The organism is Microbulbifer sp. SE14, from assembly GCF_059834885.1.
In genome coordinates this window covers 340,917-360,704 of record NZ_JCBAJA010000002.1, presented here as the reverse complement: position 1 = coordinate 360,704, position 19,788 = coordinate 340,917, and the positions used below count along the sequence as shown (strand labels likewise).

General features: G+C 63.1%; 14 protein-coding genes and 1 pseudogene. 9 read left to right on the top strand and 6 right to left on the bottom strand.

Features of this window, described 5'->3' with window-relative positions:
* A pseudogene (locus AC6R19_RS03080) lies at positions 1-153 on the bottom strand (IS256 family transposase); the annotation flags it as partial.
* A gap of 221 nt (positions 154-374) precedes the next feature.
* On the opposite strand from AC6R19_RS03080, the gene AC6R19_RS03075 reads away from it, so the two are divergent.
* From AC6R19_RS03075 to rtcA, 3 genes are all read left to right on the top strand, one after another.
* Positions 375-1,820 (top strand): catalase, encoded by a 1,446-nt coding sequence (locus AC6R19_RS03075; RefSeq protein ID WP_500578019.1) that lies wholly within the window; start codon positions 375-377, stop codon positions 1,818-1,820.
* 131 nt (positions 1,821-1,951) lie between these two features.
* The gene (locus AC6R19_RS03070) at positions 1,952-2,665 is read left to right on the top strand and encodes a DUF72 domain-containing protein (protein ID WP_500578018.1); all 714 of its coding nucleotides are present in this window, start codon (positions 1,952-1,954) and stop codon (positions 2,663-2,665) included.
* The gene (rtcA, locus tag AC6R19_RS03065) at positions 2,662-3,699 is read left to right on the top strand and encodes an RNA 3'-terminal phosphate cyclase (RefSeq protein ID WP_500578016.1); all 1,038 of its coding nucleotides are present in this window, start codon (positions 2,662-2,664) and stop codon (positions 3,697-3,699) included. Before AC6R19_RS03070 ends, rtcA begins: the two co-directional genes overlap by 4 nt.
* Before the next feature lie 104 nt (positions 3,700-3,803).
* On the opposite strand, the gene AC6R19_RS03060 is transcribed toward rtcA, so the two are convergent.
* Both AC6R19_RS03060 and AC6R19_RS03055 read right to left on the bottom strand, forming a co-directional pair.
* Positions 3,804-4,163, bottom strand: a complete 360-nt coding sequence (locus AC6R19_RS03060) for a hypothetical protein (RefSeq protein ID WP_500578014.1) — start codon at positions 4,161-4,163, stop codon at positions 3,804-3,806.
* Between the two features lie 176 nt (positions 4,164-4,339).
* On the bottom strand, positions 4,340-6,226 hold the full coding sequence (locus AC6R19_RS03055; RefSeq protein WP_500578012.1) for an MFS transporter: 1,887 nt from the start codon (positions 6,224-6,226) through the stop codon (positions 4,340-4,342).
* A 206-nt stretch (positions 6,227-6,432) separates the two neighbouring features.
* Here AC6R19_RS03055 and AC6R19_RS03050 point away from each other — a divergent pair, with 206 nt between their 5' ends.
* The gene (locus AC6R19_RS03050; RefSeq protein ID WP_500578010.1) at positions 6,433-7,503 is read left to right on the top strand and encodes a transporter substrate-binding domain-containing protein; all 1,071 of its coding nucleotides are present in this window, start codon (positions 6,433-6,435) and stop codon (positions 7,501-7,503) included.
* A gap of 96 nt (positions 7,504-7,599) precedes the next feature.
* Here AC6R19_RS03050 and AC6R19_RS03045 read toward each other — a convergent pair whose 3' ends face one another.
* Positions 7,600-9,681, bottom strand: a complete 2,082-nt coding sequence (locus AC6R19_RS03045; protein WP_500578008.1) for a M13 family metallopeptidase — start codon at positions 9,679-9,681, stop codon at positions 7,600-7,602.
* Positions 9,682-9,853: 172 nt separating this feature from the next.
* Entirely contained in the window at positions 9,854-11,011 is a 1,158-nt protein-coding gene (locus tag AC6R19_RS03040; RefSeq protein ID WP_500578007.1) for a TonB family protein, read from the bottom strand.
* A 348-nt stretch (positions 11,012-11,359) separates the two neighbouring features.
* Here AC6R19_RS03040 and AC6R19_RS03035 point away from each other — a divergent pair, with 348 nt between their 5' ends.
* The 4 genes from AC6R19_RS03035 to AC6R19_RS03020 all read left to right on the top strand — a co-directional run bounded on the left by AC6R19_RS03035 (position 11,360) and on the right by AC6R19_RS03020 (position 17,823).
* The gene (locus AC6R19_RS03035) at positions 11,360-12,070 is read left to right on the top strand and encodes a Crp/Fnr family transcriptional regulator (RefSeq protein ID WP_500578006.1); all 711 of its coding nucleotides are present in this window, start codon (positions 11,360-11,362) and stop codon (positions 12,068-12,070) included.
* 334 nt (positions 12,071-12,404) lie between these two features.
* Complete coding sequence (locus AC6R19_RS03030; RefSeq protein WP_500578005.1) at positions 12,405-13,592, top strand: efflux RND transporter periplasmic adaptor subunit; 1,188 nt, start codon at positions 12,405-12,407, stop codon at positions 13,590-13,592.
* Complete coding sequence (locus AC6R19_RS03025) at positions 13,589-16,756, top strand: efflux RND transporter permease subunit (protein WP_500578004.1); 3,168 nt, start codon at positions 13,589-13,591, stop codon at positions 16,754-16,756. Before AC6R19_RS03030 ends, AC6R19_RS03025 begins: the two co-directional genes overlap by 4 nt.
* Before the next feature lie 134 nt (positions 16,757-16,890).
* Positions 16,891-17,823 carry a phosphoribulokinase gene (locus AC6R19_RS03020; protein WP_500578003.1) on the top strand — a complete coding sequence of 311 codons (933 nt, stop codon included), beginning with the start codon at positions 16,891-16,893 and terminating at the stop codon, positions 17,821-17,823.
* Between the two features lie 82 nt (positions 17,824-17,905).
* Here AC6R19_RS03020 and AC6R19_RS03015 read toward each other — a convergent pair whose 3' ends face one another.
* Positions 17,906-18,769: a hypothetical protein gene (locus tag AC6R19_RS03015; protein WP_500578002.1), complete on the bottom strand. Its 864-nt coding sequence runs from the start codon at positions 18,767-18,769 to the stop codon at positions 17,906-17,908.
* Positions 18,770-18,930: 161 nt separating this feature from the next.
* Here AC6R19_RS03015 and AC6R19_RS03010 point away from each other — a divergent pair, with 161 nt between their 5' ends.
* Positions 18,931-19,758, top strand: coding sequence for a hypothetical protein (locus AC6R19_RS03010; protein ID WP_500578001.1), 828 nt, complete (start codon positions 18,931-18,933; stop codon positions 19,756-19,758).
* Positions 19,759-19,788: the final 30 nt, after the last annotated feature.

Sequence of the window (19,788 nt, the reverse complement as noted above, 5' to 3'; positions counted from 1 at the left end):
CTCGCTGGCGAGGTGCTCCTCCAGCTCCGCCTTCATGGCAGCTTCGGTGAGTTGTTTGATCAGTGGGGTCAGGATGCCGTCCTTGCCGCTGAGGTCTTTGCCCTCACGCAGCGCCTTGACAGCGGCATCCATATCGAACGTAGGTTTGGTCATGAGTCATCTCTTTTTTGCGTATGGTAAAGAAATGACACAGAATTCTGAACACTACCCGGCCAGAGATCTGAATTGCCGCTGCGTACCCGAAACCAGCTCCCGCCAAACTTCCACCCGCCGTAGCGCAAAATCCCCTCCAGCAGCCGCAATACTGCACTATCGTTTCCTCTGTTTAGTGCCCGATTGAAAAAGGCATTTTGAATGACAGAGGAAATAGCGCCGTGAAGAAAGACGATTCCAACCGCACCACCAACGATGCCGGTATCCCCGTAGCCAGTGACGAATACTCCCTGACCGTCGGGCCGGATGGTCCGGTCCTGCTGCAGGATCACTACCTGATCGAGCAGATGGCGAACTTCAACCGCGAGCGGATTCCGGAGCGGCAGCCCCACGCCAAGGGTTCGGGAGCCTTCGGCCATTTCGAGGTGACCCGGGACGTGAGCGTCTATACCAAGGCCGCGGTGTTCCAGCCCGGCACCAAAACGGATACGCTGATCCGCTTTTCCACCGTGGCTGGGGAGCGCGGCAGTCCGGATACTTGGCGCGATCCGCGCGGTTTTGCGCTGAAGTTCTACACCACTGAGGGTAATTACGACATGGTGGGGAATAACACGCCGGTTTTCTTCGTGCGCGACCCGATGAAGTTCCAGCATTTTATCCGCTCGCAGAAACGTCGGGCGGATTCGGGCCTGCGTGATCACGATATGATGTGGGATTTCTGGACCCTGTCGCCGGAGTCGGCCCACCAGGTCACCATCCTGATGGGGGACCGTGGTGTGCCGAAGAGTTACCGGCATATGAACGGCTACTCCAGCCACACCTATATGTGGGTCAATGCGAAGGGCGAGCGTTTCTGGGTCAAGTATCACTTCAAGACGGATCAGGGCAATGATTTCCTGACCCAGGAGGAGGCAGATCGCCTCGCCGGCACGGACGCCGATGTGCATCGCCGCGACCTGTTCGAGTCTATCGCCAACGGCGATTATCCGAGCTGGACCCTGAAGGTGCAGATAATGCCGTTCGAGGAGGCGCAGGGTTACCGCTTCAACCCCTTCGACCTGACCAAGGTGTGGCCCCACGGCGATTATCCGTCGCAGGAAGTCGGCCGGCTGACCCTGAACCGTAACCCCACCGATTTTCATACGGAGATCGAGCAGGCCGCCTTCGAGCCCAACAATGTGGTGCCCGGCATCGGCTTCAGCCCGGACAAGATGTTGCTGGCGCGGGTCTTTTCTTATGCGGATGCGCATCGGGCGCGCATGGGCGTGAACTACAAGCAGATCCCGGTGAACGCGCCCAAGTGCCCGATGCACAGCTACAGCAAGGATGGCGTCATGCGGGTACAGAATGTGTCCGACCCGGTCTACGCACCGAACTCCAAGGGCGGACCCGAGGCCGATCACACCTATACGGAGAAGTGGGAGGCCAGCGGCGAGTTCATGCACGCGGCCTATACCCTGCGCGAGGAAGACGACGATTTTGGCCAGGCCGGTACCCTGGTGCGCAAGGTGATGGACGACGCAGCGCGGGACCGGCTGATATCCAACGTGGTGGGCCACCTGAAGGCGGGGGTGTCCGAGGAAATCCTCAAGCGCGCCTTTGAGTACTGGCGCAATATCGACAAGGATGTTGGCGACCGGATCGAAAAGGGCGTAAGGGGCAGCTGATCACTTGTAGACCCTTCCCAACGTAGGGTGCGCCGTGCGCACCAACCGAGCCGGTGCGGGTTGCGGCGCTGTCAACATGCACGGTGCACCGGCGGGCCTGGACGTTTTTTCTCTTCGGTGAGGAGGATGGGGTGCAGTTTCATATAGGCACGTCCGGCTGGGTCTATCCGCACTGGCAGGGCCCTTTTTATCCCGACGATCTGGCCGAGCCCGACTGGCTCGCCTTCTACGCCGGACGCCTGATGAGCGTGGAAATCAATCGCAGTTTCTATCGCCTCCCCTCCCTGGGAAATTTCGCCGCCTGGCGCGATGCAACGCCCGATGACTTTGTGTTTGCGGTCAAGGCGAGCCGCTATATCACCCATATGAAAAACCTGAAGGCGCCGGAGGAGACATTGCCGCCGCTGCTGCAGGCCTGTGAGGGGTTAGGGGACAAGCTGGGTCCGCTGCTGTTTCAACTGCCGCCACGCTGGCACGCCAATCCCGGTCGGCTGAAGGAGTTCCTGCAGGCCATGCCCGAAGACATGCAGGCTGTGTTCGAGCTGCGCGACAAGACCTGGCACTGCGACGAAGTGCTGCAGATACTGTCGGATTTCAACGCGGCTTTCTGTATCTACGACCTCGGCGGCTTTACCAGCCCGCGGGAGATCACCGCGGATTTCCTCTACCTGCGCCTGCATGGCCCCGTCGACACCTACCGCGGATACTACGACACCGAAACCCTTGAGGGCTGGGCCGAATGGCTGCAGGGCCAGCAGGTGGGCAGGGCCTACGTCTATTTCGACAACGACGAGTCCGCCTACTCGGTGCGCAATGCCCGGGAACTCAGGGAGATGCTGGAGTGAACTGGCTCGCAATAGACGGCAGTTTCGGCGAGGGCGGCGGCCAGTTGAGTCGCTATGCGGTGGCCCTGGCCGCAATCAGCGGTTGCCCACTCCATCTGAGAAATATCCGCGCCCGGCGAGAGAAACCGGGCTTGATGGCGCAGCATCTGACGGCACTCAGGGCCGCGGCCGAAGTCGGTGGCGGCCGGCTCGAAGGCGCTGGACTCGGCGCGACGGAAATTTATTTCCGCCCGGGCCGCATTCGCGGCGGTGAATACCATTTCGATGTCGGCACCGCGGGCAGCATAGTGCTCGTGCTGCAAGCGCTGCTGCCGGTGGCACTGCACGCCGACGCTCCGGTGCACCTGGCTATTAGCGGCGGAACCGACGTCAGGATGGCTCCGCCGGTGGATTACCTGCGCATGGTCTTCCTGCCCTGGCTCGCCCGCATGGGCATCGGGGTGCATCTCGAATCGGTCCGCCACGGCTATTACCCGAAGGGGGGCGGGCTGGTGAAGCTGCGGGTGGAGCCGTGCCGCTCACTGAGACCACTGGTGGCGGAGGTCCCGGGTGCACTGCGGCAGATCAGCGGTCTGGCCCATGTCGCCCACCTGCCACTGCATATTCCGGAGCGCATGGCCGCAGCGGCGAGCGCCGCGCTGGCCGGTCTCGGTGTGGTGCGGATTGGGGCCAAGGTTCTGGAGGATGCCGAGGCCTTCGGTACCGGCGGGGCCATGGTGCTGATGGCCGAGACAGAACACAGTCTGCTGGGGGCGGCAACCGTGGCGGAGCGGGGGGTGCCGGCGGAGCGCCTGGGGGAGGACACCGGCCATGCGCTGCGCGCGGAACTGGAGGCGGGGGCGGCCGTGGATATCCATGCCTGCGACCAGCTGCTGATCTACGCGGCCCAGGCTGAGGGGACCTCGCGGCTCCTGGTGCGAAAGGTGAGCCAGCACGCTCGGACGGTGATGTGGCTGGTCGAGCAGTTCCTGCCAGTCAGGTTCAGGGTCTCAGCCCGGCAGGGGCTGTACCAGATCGACGTCCTTCCCGGTTGAGCGGTGGTGACAACCGAGGGAGTAAACCTCTGGTGGCGAAATAGTGGGGGTAACAATTTCTCGGACGGCACCTTTGCAACTGCGGCCGGTTTGTCGTTCGTACACTATTCGTATTGCCAGTCCCCGCTTTCGTCCACCAGTGTCTTGCCGTTCTGTATCACCAGCAACTGACCGGTTGAGAGCACCGTGTAGGTAGTGTTGCCGCTCTTGAACTCGTAGCCAAGAAACTGGCAGGGGGTGACGCCGTCGTCGCACATGCGGGAAAGGGCCTTTCCTTTCAGGCGCAGCTGCTTGCCGGACTTATGGGAAGTGGCGTGATAGCTGACATCGTCGCAGTTCACTACTCCCTCACCGCAGTGCTCCTGGATCTCGATCGTATAGTTTTCAGTGACCAGTTTGTCGGCAAAGACGGGGCCAGCCAGCAGGAGTAGGCCTGTGGTGGCAAGTATTCTGGAACTGGACATGAGCCCTCCGGATATCACTTTGAGAGGCTGTCTGGGTTGACGGGTAGCAGTAATTCTAGGGTCCCTGTGCCGGCGGACCAATCCGTGCCAACACCGGAGCGGGACACTAGAATTCTCTTCCCCGGGGTGCTGACCAGTAGGGGGCAAATGATTGTGCTTGGTCTTTGTGCCGGCCACTATCGCTGTTCCCCTCGCAACCCCAACACCTGCTCCCGCAGGGTCTCCGCCCGGGCCGCCGCCGCATCCAGTGGTTTGCCGGCTACCACGCTCACTCTTGACCAGAAACGCCTGGGCCAGGTGGTAAAGGCGTGGCCGTCCTTGTGGCTGAAGAAGCTGCCCCAGAGGCCGCGCAGGGCCATGGGGATCACCGGCACCGGATTTTTCTGCAGGATTTTCTCGATGCCGGCCTTGAAGGGCCCGAGTTCGCCGTCCTGGGTAAGCTGGCCCTCGGGGAAGATGCACAGCAGGTCGCCGTTCTTTAATCCCTGTTCGATTTCCTCAAACGCCTTTTCATAACCCTCCGGGTCCTTCTGCCTGGAGCAGATCGGGATGGCGCGGCCGGTCTTGAAGATAAAGTGCAGCACCGGAATCTCGTAGATGGGCTTGTACATGATAAAGCGGATCGGGCGGCGCACGGCGCCGGCCAGCAGCAACGCATCCACATAGCTGACGTGGTTGCAGGCGATGATGGCCGGGCCCTCGTCCGGTATCTGTTCCAGGCCCTCGTGCCTGACCCGGTACATGGTGTGGGACAGCAGCCACACCAGCAGGCGCATGGCAAACTCCGGCACCTTGGCGAATACGAATACCGCCACCGCCGCGTTCATCAGCGCGATGATCAGGAAGAATTGCGGGATGGTCGCCTGCAGCAGGTTCAGGAAGACGATGCCCAGCACCGCGGCGGTCACCATGAACAGCGCGTTCAGCACGTTGTTGACCGAAATGATGCGCGCGCGGATCGATGCCTCTGAGCGGTCCTGCATCATCGCGTAGAGGGGTACTATGTAGAAGCCGCCGAAGATGCCGATCAGGGTCAACCAGACGAGGATCGACAGCGAGCCCTCGGCCTGCCAGAAGCTGGACAGGGTCGGCTCCGCCAGCGGCGCGAAGCTGCCGCCGGCGGAGCCCAGGGCGATGCCGGCCAGGGTCAGCCCGGCGGCGCCGAGGGGCACCAGGCCCAGTTCGATGCGGCCGCCGGACAGGCGCGCACAGGCCAGCGAGCCCAGGGCCACGCCGATGGTGAAGGTGCACAGCAGCAGGGTGACCAGGGACTCGCTGCCACCGAGCACGTTCTTCGTGAAGCTGGGGATCTGCGTCAGGTAGGCGGCGCCCTGCAGCCAGAACCAGGAGATGCCGATGATTGCGTAGAAGACCGCCGGGGTCTTCGCCGCCTCGCGCAGCACGCTGATCGTCTGCGAGGCCGGGTTGAAATTCACCTTCAGGTCCGGCGCCGGCGCCGAGGCCCGGGGAATCCCGCGGCTGGCCAGGTAGCCGCACAGGGCGGTGCCCATGATCACTACACCCAGGTAGAGGATGCCGCTTCCGCCCTCGTCGGTCATGCCCGCCAGCAGTCCGCCGACGATGGTACCGCCGAGGATGGCGACGAAGGTGCCCATCTCAACCAGTGCGTTGCCGCCCACCAGTTCGCTCCTCCTCAGGTGCTGGGGCAGTATCGCGTACTTCACCGGGCCGAAGAATGCCGACTGCACGCCCAGCAGGAAGAGCACCGCCAGGCACAGGGCGTTGTTGCCGCTCACCAGGGCAAAGACACCGAAGGCGCCTATGCCGATCTCCGCCAGCTTGACGAGACGGATCAGGCGGCTCTTGTCGTACTTGTCCGCCAACTGGCCGGCGGTGGCGGAAAACAGGAAGAAGGGCAGGATAAACAGGCCCGCGGCCAGGTTGATCAGGGCGTTGGCCTCGCTGGCGGCGAGGCGGAAGGCGATCATCACGATCAGCGCGTTCTTGAACACGTTGTCGTTGAAGGCGCCGAGAAACTGGGTCAGGAAGAACGGCAGAAAGCGGCGGCTGGCCAGCAGCTGGAACTGGTTCTCGTGGGCCATGGGCGTCGTCCCCTTTGACGGTTTTGCCTATGGTACGCCAAATACCGGGCCTGGGCTAAGCTGGGGCATGGAGGCTCGGAGGTGGTAGGGACAGCGAAACGGGACCAAGGGCCTGTTTGATATCTTCCAGAATCCGGCCTCTGTGCCTGAGCCTGACGGTCCCGAGTCCCCGAGCTTCTTGCGAGATTCCAAACAGGTTCTAACAGATGTTGAAACTGGCGATTGCGCTGCTGGCGCTCTCTCTCGCCGCCGCGGCGGCTGCGCAGCCGGGGACCGAGGCGCCCCAGACTCTGCGGGTGGGCCTCTATATCAGTCCGCCGTTTGTGATGGAGGAAGGCGGGCGCTACACGGGTATGGCGGTGGACCTGTGGGAGCAGGTGGCCGCGGAGCAGCAGCTGCGGTTCGACTACCACGCCTACCCGAGCCTGCGCGAGCTGGTGGACGCGACCGGCAAGGGCGAGATAGACGTGGCGGTGACCAACCTCACCGTCACCGAGGACCGCGCCCGGCGCATCGACTTCACCCACCCCTGGTTCGACGCCGGCCTGCGCATCATGGTCAACCGGGACCAGGGCGCGGGCTTTGCGGATGTGATCGCCGGCCTGAAGGATTCCGGCCACCTGAAGGGCTATCTGTGGTTGATCTCGGTGATACTGCTGGTGACGCTGCTGTTCACCCTGTTCGACCGCCGCTTCGACAGTGACTTCCCTCGGCGCTGGCGCGACGGCCTGGCGGAGAGCTTCTATTCGGTGATGTCCATCGCCACCTCCGGAAAGGTGTTGCGCAAGAACCTGTTCGGCTGGATCGGGCGCATCGTCCAGGCGCTGTGGCTGGTTTGCGGCGTGGCGGTGGTGTCCTATATCACCGCATCGGTGACCAGCGTGATGACGTCCCTGTCGCTCACCGGCCAGATCCACGGCCCCCGCGACCTGCCGGGAAAAACTGTCGGCGTCTTCGCCGGCAGCGTGGCGCAGGAATATGTGCGGAGAAAGTCGATCGACTCGCGGGAGTTCAGGGATATCGACGAGGCGGTGCGGGCACTGCGCTCCGGCACCGTCGATGCGATCGTCGCAGACGCGCCGGTGCTGGCCTACTACGCGCACACGCATCCGGAGAGTCCGCTGCTGTTGGTGGGCAAGATCTTCGAGCCGGACAAATACGGTTTTGGGCTGCCACTGCACAGCCGGCTGACGCGGCCGATCAGTGTCGAGATTATCGGCGCCTACGAGAGCGGGCGGGTGGCGGAGCTCAGGGCGAAATATTTTGGCGAGAAATAGGTTTAAAAAAAGCCCCGCGACGGCGGGGCTTTTGAGGGCCGGCCTGTGGCCCGCGCGGGCGAACGCAAGGTTCGACCCTACAGTTCCGGGGGCGTGTTACCAGATAACGACGCGCTCTTCCTCGGGCAGGTACATGCCGTCGCCTTCCTTGACGTCGAAGGCCTTGTAGAAGGCGTCGACATTCGGCATGACACCCTGTACGCGGTACTGGACCGGCGAGTGGGGGTCGGTTTTCAGGCGCTCACTCAGGGCCTCGTCGCGGATCTTGCCGCGGAAGGCTTGGGCCCAGCCCATAAACAGGCGCTGGTCGCCGGTGAAGCCGTCGATCACCGGGGCCTCGGCGCCGTTCAGGGACATCCTGTAGGCCTTGTAGGCGATGCCGAGGCCAGACAGGTCGCCGATGTTCTCACCCAGGGTCAGTTCGCCGTTGACGTGCTCGCCGTCAAGGGGCTCGAAGGCGTTGTACTGGTCGACCAGTTTGCCGGTGAGCTTTTCGAAATTGGCGCGGTCGGAATCGGTCCACCAGTTGTTCAGGTAGCCCTTGCCGTCGTACTTGCTGCCCTGGTCGTCGAAGCCGTGACCTATCTCGTGGCCGATGACGCCGCCGATGGCGCCGTAGTTCACCGCGTCGTCCGCCGCCATATTGAAGAAGGGCGGCTGCAGTATCGCGGCCGGGAAGACGATCTCGTTCATCGGCGGGTTGTAGTAGGCGTTCACCGTCTGCGGGTACATGTGCCACTCATTGCGGTCGACGGGCTGGCCCAGCTTGGCGCGGTCGTAGTCGGTATCGAAGCGGCGCGCCGCCAGCACATTGCCCACCAGGTCGTCGCCGCTCACTTCCAGCGCGCTGTAGTCGCGCCACTCGTCCGGGTAGCCGATCTTGGTGGTGAAGTTGGCCAGTTTTTCCAGGGCCCGTTTCTTGGTCTCTTCGCCCATCCACCCGAGGGATTCGATGGAGTCCTTGTAGGCGGCCTTGAGGTTGTTCACCAGTTCCACCATGCGCGCTTTGGCCCGCGGCGGGAAGTATTTTTCCACGTAGCGCTTGCCCACCAGTTCGCCGGCGGAGCCGTTGACGAACTGCACGGCGCGCTTCCAGCGCGGTTCCATCTCTTCGACGCCGCGCACCGCGGTGCTGTAGAAGTCGAAGTGCAGCTGCGCCAGCTCCCTGTGCATGTAAGGGGCCATGGAGGTGAGCAGTTTGATCTTCAGGTAGCGCTTCCAGGTATCGAGGTCGGTGTCGGCGATCACCTTGCCTGCCACCTCGAAGTAGTCCGGCTGGCCGACGATCACGCTCTGCGCCTTCTGCAGCTGGGCTGCCGGCAGGTAGAGGTCCCAGTCGACCGCCGGGACCAACGCCGCCAGCTCCTCCAGGGTCTTCTTGTTGTAGGTCTTCTCATCGTCGCGGTTCTCCACCCGGGTCCACTGGTGCTCGGCGAGGCGCTTTTCCAGCTCGTAGATGGTCTTGGCGCCTTCGCCGGCGTCTTCCAGGCCGGCCAGCTGCTGCAGCTTGGTCAGGTAGTCGATATAGGCGGCCTGCAGCTTTTTGCCTTTTTCGGAGTCGTCGAAGTAGTAGTCGCGGTCCGGCAGGCCCAGGCCGGATTGCCAGAAGTAGGCGGTGTAGGACTCGACATCCTTCACGTCCTGGTTGATGAAGACGCCGAAGGGGGCGTCGTAGCCGATGGCGTCGGCATAGGCGAAGTAGCGCGACAGGTCACCGCGGTTCTCGATGGCGTCTATCTTCTGCAGTTCGCCGTCGAGGGCCGCCAGGCCGCGGGCCTCGATGCGCTTTTCGTCCATAAAGCTGTTGTAGAGGGCGCCGATCTTCCTGGCGTCGACACTGTCGGCGTGCTCGCCGGCTTCCATGATCAGCGCCTTGACCTGTTCGGTGCTCTTGTCGCGCAGTTCGTAGAAGGTGCCCCAACTGGACTTGTCCGCCGGGATTTCAGTCTTGGCCATCCAGGCGCCGTTGACGTAGCCGAAGAAGTCGTCCTGGGGCCGGACTTCGGTATTCATCGCGCTCAGGTCGATGCCCGAGCCCAACTCTCCAGGTTGAACCGGGACCTGCTGTACCGCGGCAGCGGTGGTGTCGTCGGCGGCCTGCCGGGTCTGCGGGGCTTCGGACCTGGAGCAGCCGGCCACTATGCCGGCGATGGCGAGAGATAGGAGTAATTTGTTCATTTCTGGCCTTTTCTGGGCTGAATATTCCGCCGCCATAGTAAGCCGCTGTGGCCGGAGGGAGCAACCTGGCTGCGGTTAGGCGGGAGCACCTCGCGGTGAAAGGTCGGGATGGGAAGTGGGCAGATAACAAAAAGCCCCGCGATTGCGGGGCTTTTTGACCGGATGGCTTTGTTTAGTCCGGCAGGCGGAAGGTGATGGGCACCGTGAACTGGTAGTTGTCCCTGGCCAACTGGGGTGGCGCCGCGGGGAAGGGACCGGCGCGCTCCACCGCCTCGCGGGCTTCGCGGTTGAGGGTGGCGTAGCGGGAATCCTGTACTGTCTGCACGTCCTTCACGCGGCCCTGCGGGTCGATGGTCACGTTCAGGCGCACGCTGCCCTCCTGGCCGCGCTCCTGGGCGCGTTTCGGGTAGCGGATATATTTGAAGGTGTGGCGCAGTAGCATGGAGTGGTAGATCTGGCGGGCCAGGATCAGGTCCGCGGTCAGCGGTGCCTCGTCTTCCTCTTCTTCTTCCATCTCCTGCGGCGGGGCGCTGGGCTTGGCGGCCGCGACCTTGGCCGGTTGCGGCTTCGGCTTGCTCGGCGTTGCCTTCGCGGCTTCCGGCTTGGCGCCGATGCCGGCAAGGGTGGGCGGCGGTATATCGGCGGCCAGCTTCGGCTTGGGCTTCGCGGCCGGTGTCGCGGCGGCCACGGTCGTTTCTTCGGAAGTAGCCTCTTCTTCCTCCGCCGCGGCCAGTTGTGCGGTCAGTTCGGCGACGCGCTCGCTGCTGGGTTCGAGCAGCTCATAGCGGCCCAGCAGGCCGGAGGAAACCTGGCCGGCGGCGAGCAGGCCGTCGCGGAAATCGCCGGAGGGAGGGATCGGGCCTACCCAGGCGCGCAGCAGGGTGTTGAAAAATTCGCGGTCCGTGATTTCACCCAGGGTCACGCCGTTCAGGGCGACACTGGTGATGCCTGTGTCCGCGGCGAAGTTGACAGTCAGGCGGTCTCCCTTCTGGAATCGGCCCGAGAAGAGATTGGCGAAAGTCACCATGTTCTCGGCCTGGTTGCTCAGCGTGTCGCCGGGGTTGTTGATGGCGATACCTTCCATCCACTGGTTGCGGAAGCGGCGCGCGGCCAGGCCGTCGGTGATGATACGCACTTCAAGGCGCCGCGGCGTATTGTTGTCGAGCAGTACGCTGGCGCTGTTGGCGAGGGTTTCGGAGTAGACCGCGGCGATATAGCGGTCCTTGTTGAATTGTTGCTCCAGAGCGAGTCCGTTCAGCAATGGTGCCGCTTTGGCGGTCAGCGCCGTCGCAAACATCAAAAGGGCGGTGACGAATTTTATCGGTTTCATTGTTCTGCGGTGTCTGTTTTTCCGGACGGGAAGAATCCGGCGGATGAGCGGGTTGCGCACGCCTCCCCCAAGGCGCGCCGGCCAGATTAAAAAGTGCACAGTCTGCTTGGCACTATGGGACAAATTAATCTGGGCTGTGCCTAACTCTACTGTAACTGCAATGGAGTTCAACCCTGAAATAGGTAGAATGTCTCGTTTTTCCAATTTCGGGCCACGGCGGGGGAGACAGCGGTCATCCTGTCGATAGAATGCGGCGGCCTGGTATTGTTTAATTACCCTCAATTAAAAATTGTTTCGGCAGCGGTTCCGCCCGGAACAGAAAAAATTTCACTAATTATTAAGTAGCGAATGGATATCAAGCCTCTCAGTGACTATCCGCGGGACGCCGTGGATCGCCTGCTCAATGTCATTCATTTGTTTCGTGACATTCGTGCCACCAGCGAGTGGCAATACGATGTACTGCTGAAGCGCTCCCGCCTGGTCGGCCTGCAGTCGGGTGAACAATTATTGAGCGCCGGGGATGTGGATCAGTGGGTCTACTTCCTGTTGCGTGGTGAATTGCATGTGCATGTGGACGGGGCAGCGCCTGGTGGCGGTATTGGCGGTGAGCGGCCGCTGGCGGTGATCCGCCCCGGCGAGCTCTTCGGCGACCTGTCGATGCTGCTGGCCGAACCGCGCAGCGCCACCATTGTCGCCGCGCCGGCCAGTCGCGATACCCAGGTGCTGGGGGTGGACTGCACCCTGTTCAGCGACCTGGACGATTTCTCCCTGTTGCACCTGCCCACCAAGCTGGTCTTCTACCGCAATATGGTGCACTCGCTGCGCTGGAAACTGGAGGTCTACCGCTCCAAATACCCGGACCACCAGTTGGCAAACAGCCACCGCAAGCTGAAACTCTATACCGGCCCGAAAGACTGCCGTGAGGAACTCCTGGCCCTGGCGGACCAGGCCCGCGCCCTGGCGCGCATACTGCTGGACTGGAACGCCGAGTTCGGCAGCGGCGAGCTGGTGGACGACGACTCGGAGATGTCCGACTTTCTCGAGTCGATGCTGTCCTGATTTTGAAGACTGGGGACTCGGGAAAATCGTAGGGTGGATAAGCGTCAAGCGCATCCACGCCGGGCGCATCCACGCCGGACGCATCCACTAACCGAGTGGCGGATGAGCTTGACGCTTATCCGCCCTACAACCACCAGTGACTATTGACCACCCCTTGACCTTCCACCTACGTCGGGCTGCAACCTCCCCACTGCACCTTGCCGATTTCACAATCCGATAGAAATCGCCACTGCGCACAGGCGGCGGCGCGCCTACAATTTGCTCTTTGCCGGAATACGGAGGTTCCGGTGAACTGCAGTTTGTTTTAACTCCCTCCGCACAGGTTGTTTCGGGTATGAATGTCTTCGCATCCATCTGGCGGCAGCGCAATTACCGCGTGGCCACTCTTGTCGCCCTGCTGGCGCTGCTGTGGCTGATGAGCGGGCTGATTTCTTCCGGCGACCCGCAGCAGCGGGAGCAGGGGCCGGCGATGCGGGCCGCGGCGCCCGCCGAATCGCTACTGGTACGGGCGCGGCGCAGCGAGGCGCAGCCCTACGCCACCCGGGTACTGGTCAACGGACGCACCGAGGCCAATCGCAGTGTGCGCCTGCGCGCGGAACTGGACGGCGCCATAGTCGCGCTGCCGGTGGCCGAGGGGCGCGCGGTGAAAAAGGGCGAGGTGATCTGCGAGATAGATCCCCAGGACCGCCCCGAGCAACTGGCCCGTGCCGAGGTGGCGTTGCGCAAGGCGGAGCTGGATTACGAGGGCGCCCTGCGCCTGGAGAAGAGGGGCCTGCAGTCCGATATCGCCATGGCGCAGCAGCGGGTGGCCCTGGCCAATGCGCGAGCCGACTACAAGAGCGCGCGGGAGGCGGTGGACAGCCTGGAAATCCGCGCGCCCTTCGACGGCGTGGTCAACAGCCGCGCCGTGGAACTGGGGGACTTTATCCGCCGCGGCGAGGAGTGCGCCACCCTGCTGGACCTGGACCCGATACTGCTGGTGGGTGAGGTGTCCGAATCCCAGGTGGGCAGGCTGATTCCCGGCGGCCCGGCCAGCGCGCAGTTGCAGCAGGGGCTGCGGGTGGCGGGCAGCCTGCGCTATATCAGCCAGCAGGCCCACGAGATCACCCGTGCCTACCGGGTGGAAGTGGCTGTGGAAAATCCGGCCGGCAAACTGCGCGGCGGCCTCAGCGGCCGCCTGGCGCTGCCCACCGGCGAGGTGATGGCGCACCGCATCAATTCCTCCCTGCTCACCCTGGACGACCGCGGCGACCTGGGGCTGCGACTCCTCGACGAGGAAAACCGGGTGCACTTCGCCAATGTGGAACTGCTGGGCGACGGCGATGCCGGTGTCTGGGTCGGCGGCCTGCCCCGCGCGGTGACGCTGATTACGGTTGGCCAGGAATATGTGACCTCCGGTGAAATAGTGCGGGTGCAGTTCGAGCAGATCGAGAGCGACCTGCCGGCGCCGGGCGATGCCGCGCCCGAAGCGGCGATGCAGCCGGTTTCCAATACCGAGGTCGGCGGGGGCGACGGGCGATGAGACTACTGGACAGCGCCATGGACAGATCCCGCAGCAGCATCAGCCTGATGCTGCTGATCGTGCTGATGGGCCTGGCGGCACGGGCGGCCATGACGGTGGAATCCAGTCCCGAGGTCAACCCGCCGTTCGTGATAGTGCAGGTCACCCACGAGGGCATTTCCCCGGAGGACGGCGTGCGCCTGCTGGTGCGCCCGCTGGAGAAGGAGGTGCGGGCCATCGAGGGCGTGGAGGAGGTGGTATCCACCGCGCGCGAATCCTTGGTCTACCTGGTGATTGAGTTCGACTCGGCGATGGACGTGGACGACGCGGTGGACGAGGTGCGCAACGCGGTGGACAGGGCCAGGGCGGAACTGCCGCGGGATGCGGACGAGCCGATCGTCGAAGAGGCCTCGGCGCAGCCGTTTCCGGCCATCGTCGTGACCCTGGCGGGTGAGCAGGTCGGGGAGCGGGTATTGCTGCAGAGTGCACAGCACCTGAAGCGCAAGATCGAAAATATCGCCGAGGTGCTCTCCGCCGACCTGCGCGGCAATCGCGAGGAGGTGGTGGAGGCCACCATAGACCCGGTGCGCCTGGAGCACTACCGGATCACCAGCGGCCAGCTGATCAGTGCGGTGCTCGGCAATAACCTGCTGATCCCCGCCGGCGAGCTGGAGACCGAGGGCGGACGCTTCTCGGTCAAGGTGCCGGGACTGATCGAGACGGCCCGGGATGTCTATGAAATCCCGCTGAAACATTCCGCCGACGGGGTGGTGACCCTGGGTGACGTGACCGATATCCGCCGCACCTTCAAGGATGCCTCCAGCTACACTAGCGTCAACGGCCGCCCCGGCCTCGCCATCAATGTGGAAAAGCGCAGCGAGGCCAGCTCGGTGGAGCTGGCGGACGCGGTGCGCGCGGTGGTACAGGAAGAACTGCAATACCTGCCGCGCGGTGTCGAGATCGACTTCGTCTTCGACCAGTCGCAGTTTGCCCGCGACATGGTCAGCGAGATGCAGGGCAATATCCTCACCGCGATGCTGCTGGTGATGATCATCGTGGTGGCGGCGCTGGGTTTCCGCTCCGGTATGCTGGTGGGGCTGGGTATCCCCTTCTCACTGCTGTTCGGCTCCATCATCACCTGGTATCTCGGCTACTCCTTCAACTTCATGGTGATGTTCGGCATGCTGCTGGCGCTGGGCATGCTGATCGACGGCTCCATCGTGATCACCGAGTACGCCGACCGCAAGATGGCCGAGGGCATGTCCGCGCGGGTGGCCTACATCCTTTCCGTGCGCCGCATGTTCTGGCCGGTGGTGGCTTCCACCGGCACCACCCTGGCCGCCTTCCTGCCGATCATGTTCTGGCCCGGCGTGGTGGGCGAGTTCATGCGCTACCTGCCGGTGACGGTTTTCGCCGTGCTGGCCGGCTCGCTGCTGTACGCGCTGTTTTTTGCCCCCGTTCTCGGCGCGCTGTTCGGCAAGGGAAACCTGGACCAGTCCACCCGGCAGTACCTGAAGCAGCTGGAGGTGGGCCGGCCCGCCGGGCTCTCCGGCATCACCGGCGCCTATGCGCGCACACTGGAAGCGGTGGTGCGCCGGCCGCTGGCCGCCTTCGCCACCACCATGCTGGTGCTGGTCGGGATCTTTATCGCCTTCGGCCGCTTCGGCGCCGGAGTGGAGTTCTTCACTGAGACAGAAGAGCAGTACGGCAATGTGGAGATACGGGCGCAGGGCAACCTGTCGGTAGCGGAAAAGAAGGCCCTGGTGGCGCAGGTGGAAGCCGCGGTGCTGGCGGTGCCCGAGGTGCGCGTCGGTTACACCGCAATCGGTTCCGGCGGCCTCTCCGGCAATAGCGACCAGGCGCCGGACCAGATCGCCAATATGCTGGTGGAACTGCTGCCGGCGGAGGAGCGCGAGCGCCGCAGCCGCGATATCTTTGCCGATATCCGCGCGCGCACCGCCAACTTCCCCGGTATCAAGGTGACCGCCAATGTGTTCGAGGGCGGCCCCCCGGTGGGCAAGGATATAGTGCTGGAGCTGCGCGCCCAGGATTACGACACCCTACTGGCGGAGACCTGGCGCCTGCACCGGGCGCTGGAAAATGACTTCGAAGGCCTGCGCGATATCGTCAACACGGCGCCGCTGCCGGGTATCCAGTGGGAGGTGAAAGTGGACCGCGCCAAGGCGGCCCTCTACGGCGCCGACCTCACCGAGGTGGGCCGTGCGGTGCAGCTGGTGACCAACGGTGTGCGCATGGCGGAGTACCGCCCGGACGACAGCGACGAGGAGGTGGATATCCGCATCCGCTACCCGGAGAGCGCCCGCGGCATAGCGGCCCTGGACCAGCTCAAGGTCAATACGCCCAACGGCGCCGTGCCCATCAGCAGCTTCGTGCACAAGGAAGCCAGGCCCAAGGTGGACAAGATAGAGCGCATCGACGGTATCACCCGCATGCAGGTCAAGGCGGATGCGGAGGAGGGCGTATTGCCGGACGACAAGGTGAAAGAGGTTCGTGCCTGGCTTGAAAACAATCCCGTCGCCCCCGGCGTGGAGCTGCTGTTCCGCGGCGCCGACGAGGAGCAGAACGAGTCCCTGACCTTCCTCGGTGTGGCCTTCCTGCTGTCCCTGTTCCTGATGTTTATCCTGCTGGTGACCCAGTTCAACAGCTTCTACCAGTCGCTGCTGATACTGTCGTCGGTGGTCATGTCGACCCTCGGCGTGATGCTGGGGCTGCTGCTGACCCAGAGCACTTTCAGCGTGATCATGACCGGCGTCGGCATAGTTGCGCTGGCCGGTATCGTGGTGAACAACAATATCGTGCTGATCGACACCTACAATTTCGTGCGCAACAGTGAGCCGGAACTGTCGCCGGCCGCGGCGGCGGTCAAGGCCTCGGCGCAGCGGCTGCGCCCGGTATTCCTGACCACCGCCACCACCATTCTCGGCCTGCTGCCGCTGGCGCTGGGGGTAAGTGTGGATATGGTGGGGCGCAACGTGGTGGTGGCCGGGGTTATCGCCTCCTTCTGGGTCAAGCTCGCCAGCGCCATTGTTTACGGCCTGACCTTTTCCACCCTGCTCACCCTGATCGTCACGCCCGTGATGCTGGTACTGCCGGGGCGGCTGCGCGAACTGCTGCGCGGCCTGCTGCCGCCGCAGATCCGCGGCAACCAGTGGGGCGAGGGATAAGGTCGGCAACTGAGCACGGAATTTGCATTTTTTGTAGGGGCCGAAGGCGCCGCGAATACCTGGAGCGGCCGGAACGAACCTTGTGTTCGCCCGTGCCGATGAGAGCACTAACTCGAAAGAGGGAATCGACGGTAATGGAAAGTCCTTGGCCCCGGGAGGTAACCGAAAGCGCGGTGCAGTTGCGCGGGCAGATGAGCCCGCAGATTGATCAATTTATCCGCGACCACCAACTGCCGGAGTCATTCAACAACCTTATCGACGATTATTATCTACCTCTGGCCCTATGGCTGAAAGAGAAAGCGCTGGCGCAGAAGCGGGAGCAGGGCGATACCCTGGTGGTGGGTATCTGCGGCGGCCAGGGATCGGGGAAATCCACCCTGACGGACTTCCTGCGACTGGCCTGGCAACAGATGGGGCTGCGCAGCGCCAGCTTTTCTCTCGACGATATCTACCTGACCAGGGCCGAACGGCGGCAACTGGCGCGGGATGTGCACCCGTTGCTGGAAACCCGCGGTGTGCCCGGCACCCACGACGTGCAACTGGGGTTGGATACCATAGACGCGCTCTGTGCCGCGGACTCCCGTAGTGAAATACCTGTTCCGCAATTCGACAAGTCCACCGACGATCGCGCCCCCCGCACCGACTGGCCGCGCCAGCGCGGACCGGTGGACATACTGCTGTTCGAGGGCTGGTGCATCGGCGCCAGGCCCTGGCAGAACGCAGAGGCTCCTATCAATGCACTGGAGCGGCAGGAAGACCCGGATGGCGTCTGGCGCAATTACGTCAACGAACAGCTGGCCGGGCCCTACCGAGGGCTGTTTGCGCGGCTTGACCTGCTGCTGATGCTGAAGGTGCCGGATATGGCGTGCGTGCTGGAGTGGCGGCGCCTGCAGGAGCGGAAACTGCGCGAGCGCAGTGGTGGTGGCATGAGTGACAGGGAGCTGGAGCGCTTCGTGCAGCACTATGAGCGGGTTACGCGCTACCTGCTGGAGGAGATGCCGGCGCGCGCCGACTGTGTCTTCGAGCTGGATCGCGATCACCAGGTCTGCGGGGTGCACCTCCGGTGAGTGGCTGGTGATTAGTGGTCGGTGGCGAGAAGCCTCTATCGACCACCGACCACAAAAAACCCGGCCGGAGCCGGGTTCTCTGTTACTTGGCCTTGCGCGGGCGACCGGGGCCACGCTTGGGAGTAGTGGCCTTCTTCGGGCGGCCGGGCTTTTTCTTGGGCTCGGCCTTGGTTGCGACCTTCTTCGGGCGACCGGGCCTTTTCTTGGGCTCGGACGTGGTGGCAGCTTTTTTCGGGCGACCCGGCCCTTTCTTCGGGGGACGGCCGGGCTTTTTCTTCGCTGCGGCCTTGGCCTTGGCGGCGGCCTTCTTGGCTGCGGCGGCAGCCTTCTTCTTTGCTGCGGCAGCCTTCTTCTTCTCGGCAGCTTTCTTCTTCTTCGCAGCGGCAGCGGCTTTCTTCTTATCTGCAGCAGCTTTCTTCTTGGCTGCAGCAGCGGCTTTCTTCTTCTCGGCGGCGGCCTTCTTCTTCTCGGCGGCGGCCAGTTTCTTGGCCACGGCCGCTTCCTCTTTGGCTACAGCCTTGGCGACTTTGGCGATGAGCGCATTCTCGGCCTTGATGGTGGCCAGTTGGGTTTTGGCCTCCTGGGCGGCGGCCTTGGCGTTGTCCGCCGCTTTCTTGGCGGCCGCAGCTGCGGTCCGGGCCGCTTTCAGCTGTTTCTGCTGGGCGGCGGTTTTCTTCTTGTCGCGTACGGCTTTTACCTTGTCGGCGGCGGCCTTGGCCTTGGCGGCAGCCTTGGAGGCATCCTTGGCCAGTTTGTCGGCGGTGGACGCCGCGTCTTTTTCCTGCTTGGCGCGGGCCTGTTCCAGCTTGGACTTCAGCGAGCTCAGTTCCGCTTCCAGCTTGGCGACAGCGCTTACTGTCTTCTTTGCCGGAGCTTTAGTTTTACGTGCAGCCATAAAATATCCCTGTTTGAAGTATTGTTGTAGATGAAGGGGCTCCGCTATCAATTGCTTTCCACCGCAGGCACTCAGGGCCCTGATCGGAGCCGCCCCGAGCGGCGATTTTTGCCGGAAAGCAATTGATAGAGGAGCCCCCCGATTTCATCGCGCTAATTGCAGCTTATTTATATACTTGAATGCAAGTGTTTTAAGAGCATTTTTCCTCTGTAATGAATAAATTTAAGGTTTTTTTTACCGCTCTCGCGTTTGTCTGGCTCTGGAGCTGTGGTTTTTGGGCAATTTTTCGCTGGCTCGCCACCGGTGAAGTCGCCTGGCTGGGGCTGTTGGTAAATGCCTGGGCGCTGCCGCTGTGGATGCTGTTGCGTTACTTTCAGCCGGGCAAATACCGTGGCGAGCAGCGGGAGCCGCCCGCATTTGCGGCAGTACTGGCAGGGCTGGCAGTTGCGCTGCTTACCGACAGTGAAAAGGGGCAGCCTGTTTACCTGGCAATCTATAACCTGTTTGTCTTCCTGGTTTACCTGTTTCATCTCAGTGCACTGCACCACCCGGATGCACCGGAAACCGATTCCCCTTTTCCGGCGCTGGAGACTGCCGACGGAAAAAACTGGTGTGCTGCGGAATATTCGCGGCGGAACAACTTTCGGGGCCTGCTGCTGGTTTTCCTGCGCGGCAGCTTGTGCGCGGACAGCCTCTGCCTGTTGGTGCAACTGCCCGAATTGATGCCGGAATTACGCAGGCGCGGCCTGGGGTTGGTACTTTGCAGTGTGGAGGCGCCGTCGCAGTGGCCGCCCGATCTGCGGGATTCGCTGCCGGTGGAGATACTGCAGCTCGCCGCCGGGAAGGGTGCCAACCGGCCTTTCGTGGCCACCGGCGGAGCGCCCCTCTTGATGCGACCGCGACAGTCGGGCGCCGCCCGCCCCAGCCAGTGGCTGCTGGACAGCGAGGGATTTGTGCTCTGGCGGCACCTGCCCGCCAACTATCGCACTCCCGGAAATGTGGATATGTTGCGTGGCCAGCTGTTTCGCCTGGAGGAGTGAGTGGTTGGTGGTCGTGGTGTCGGTTGTTTG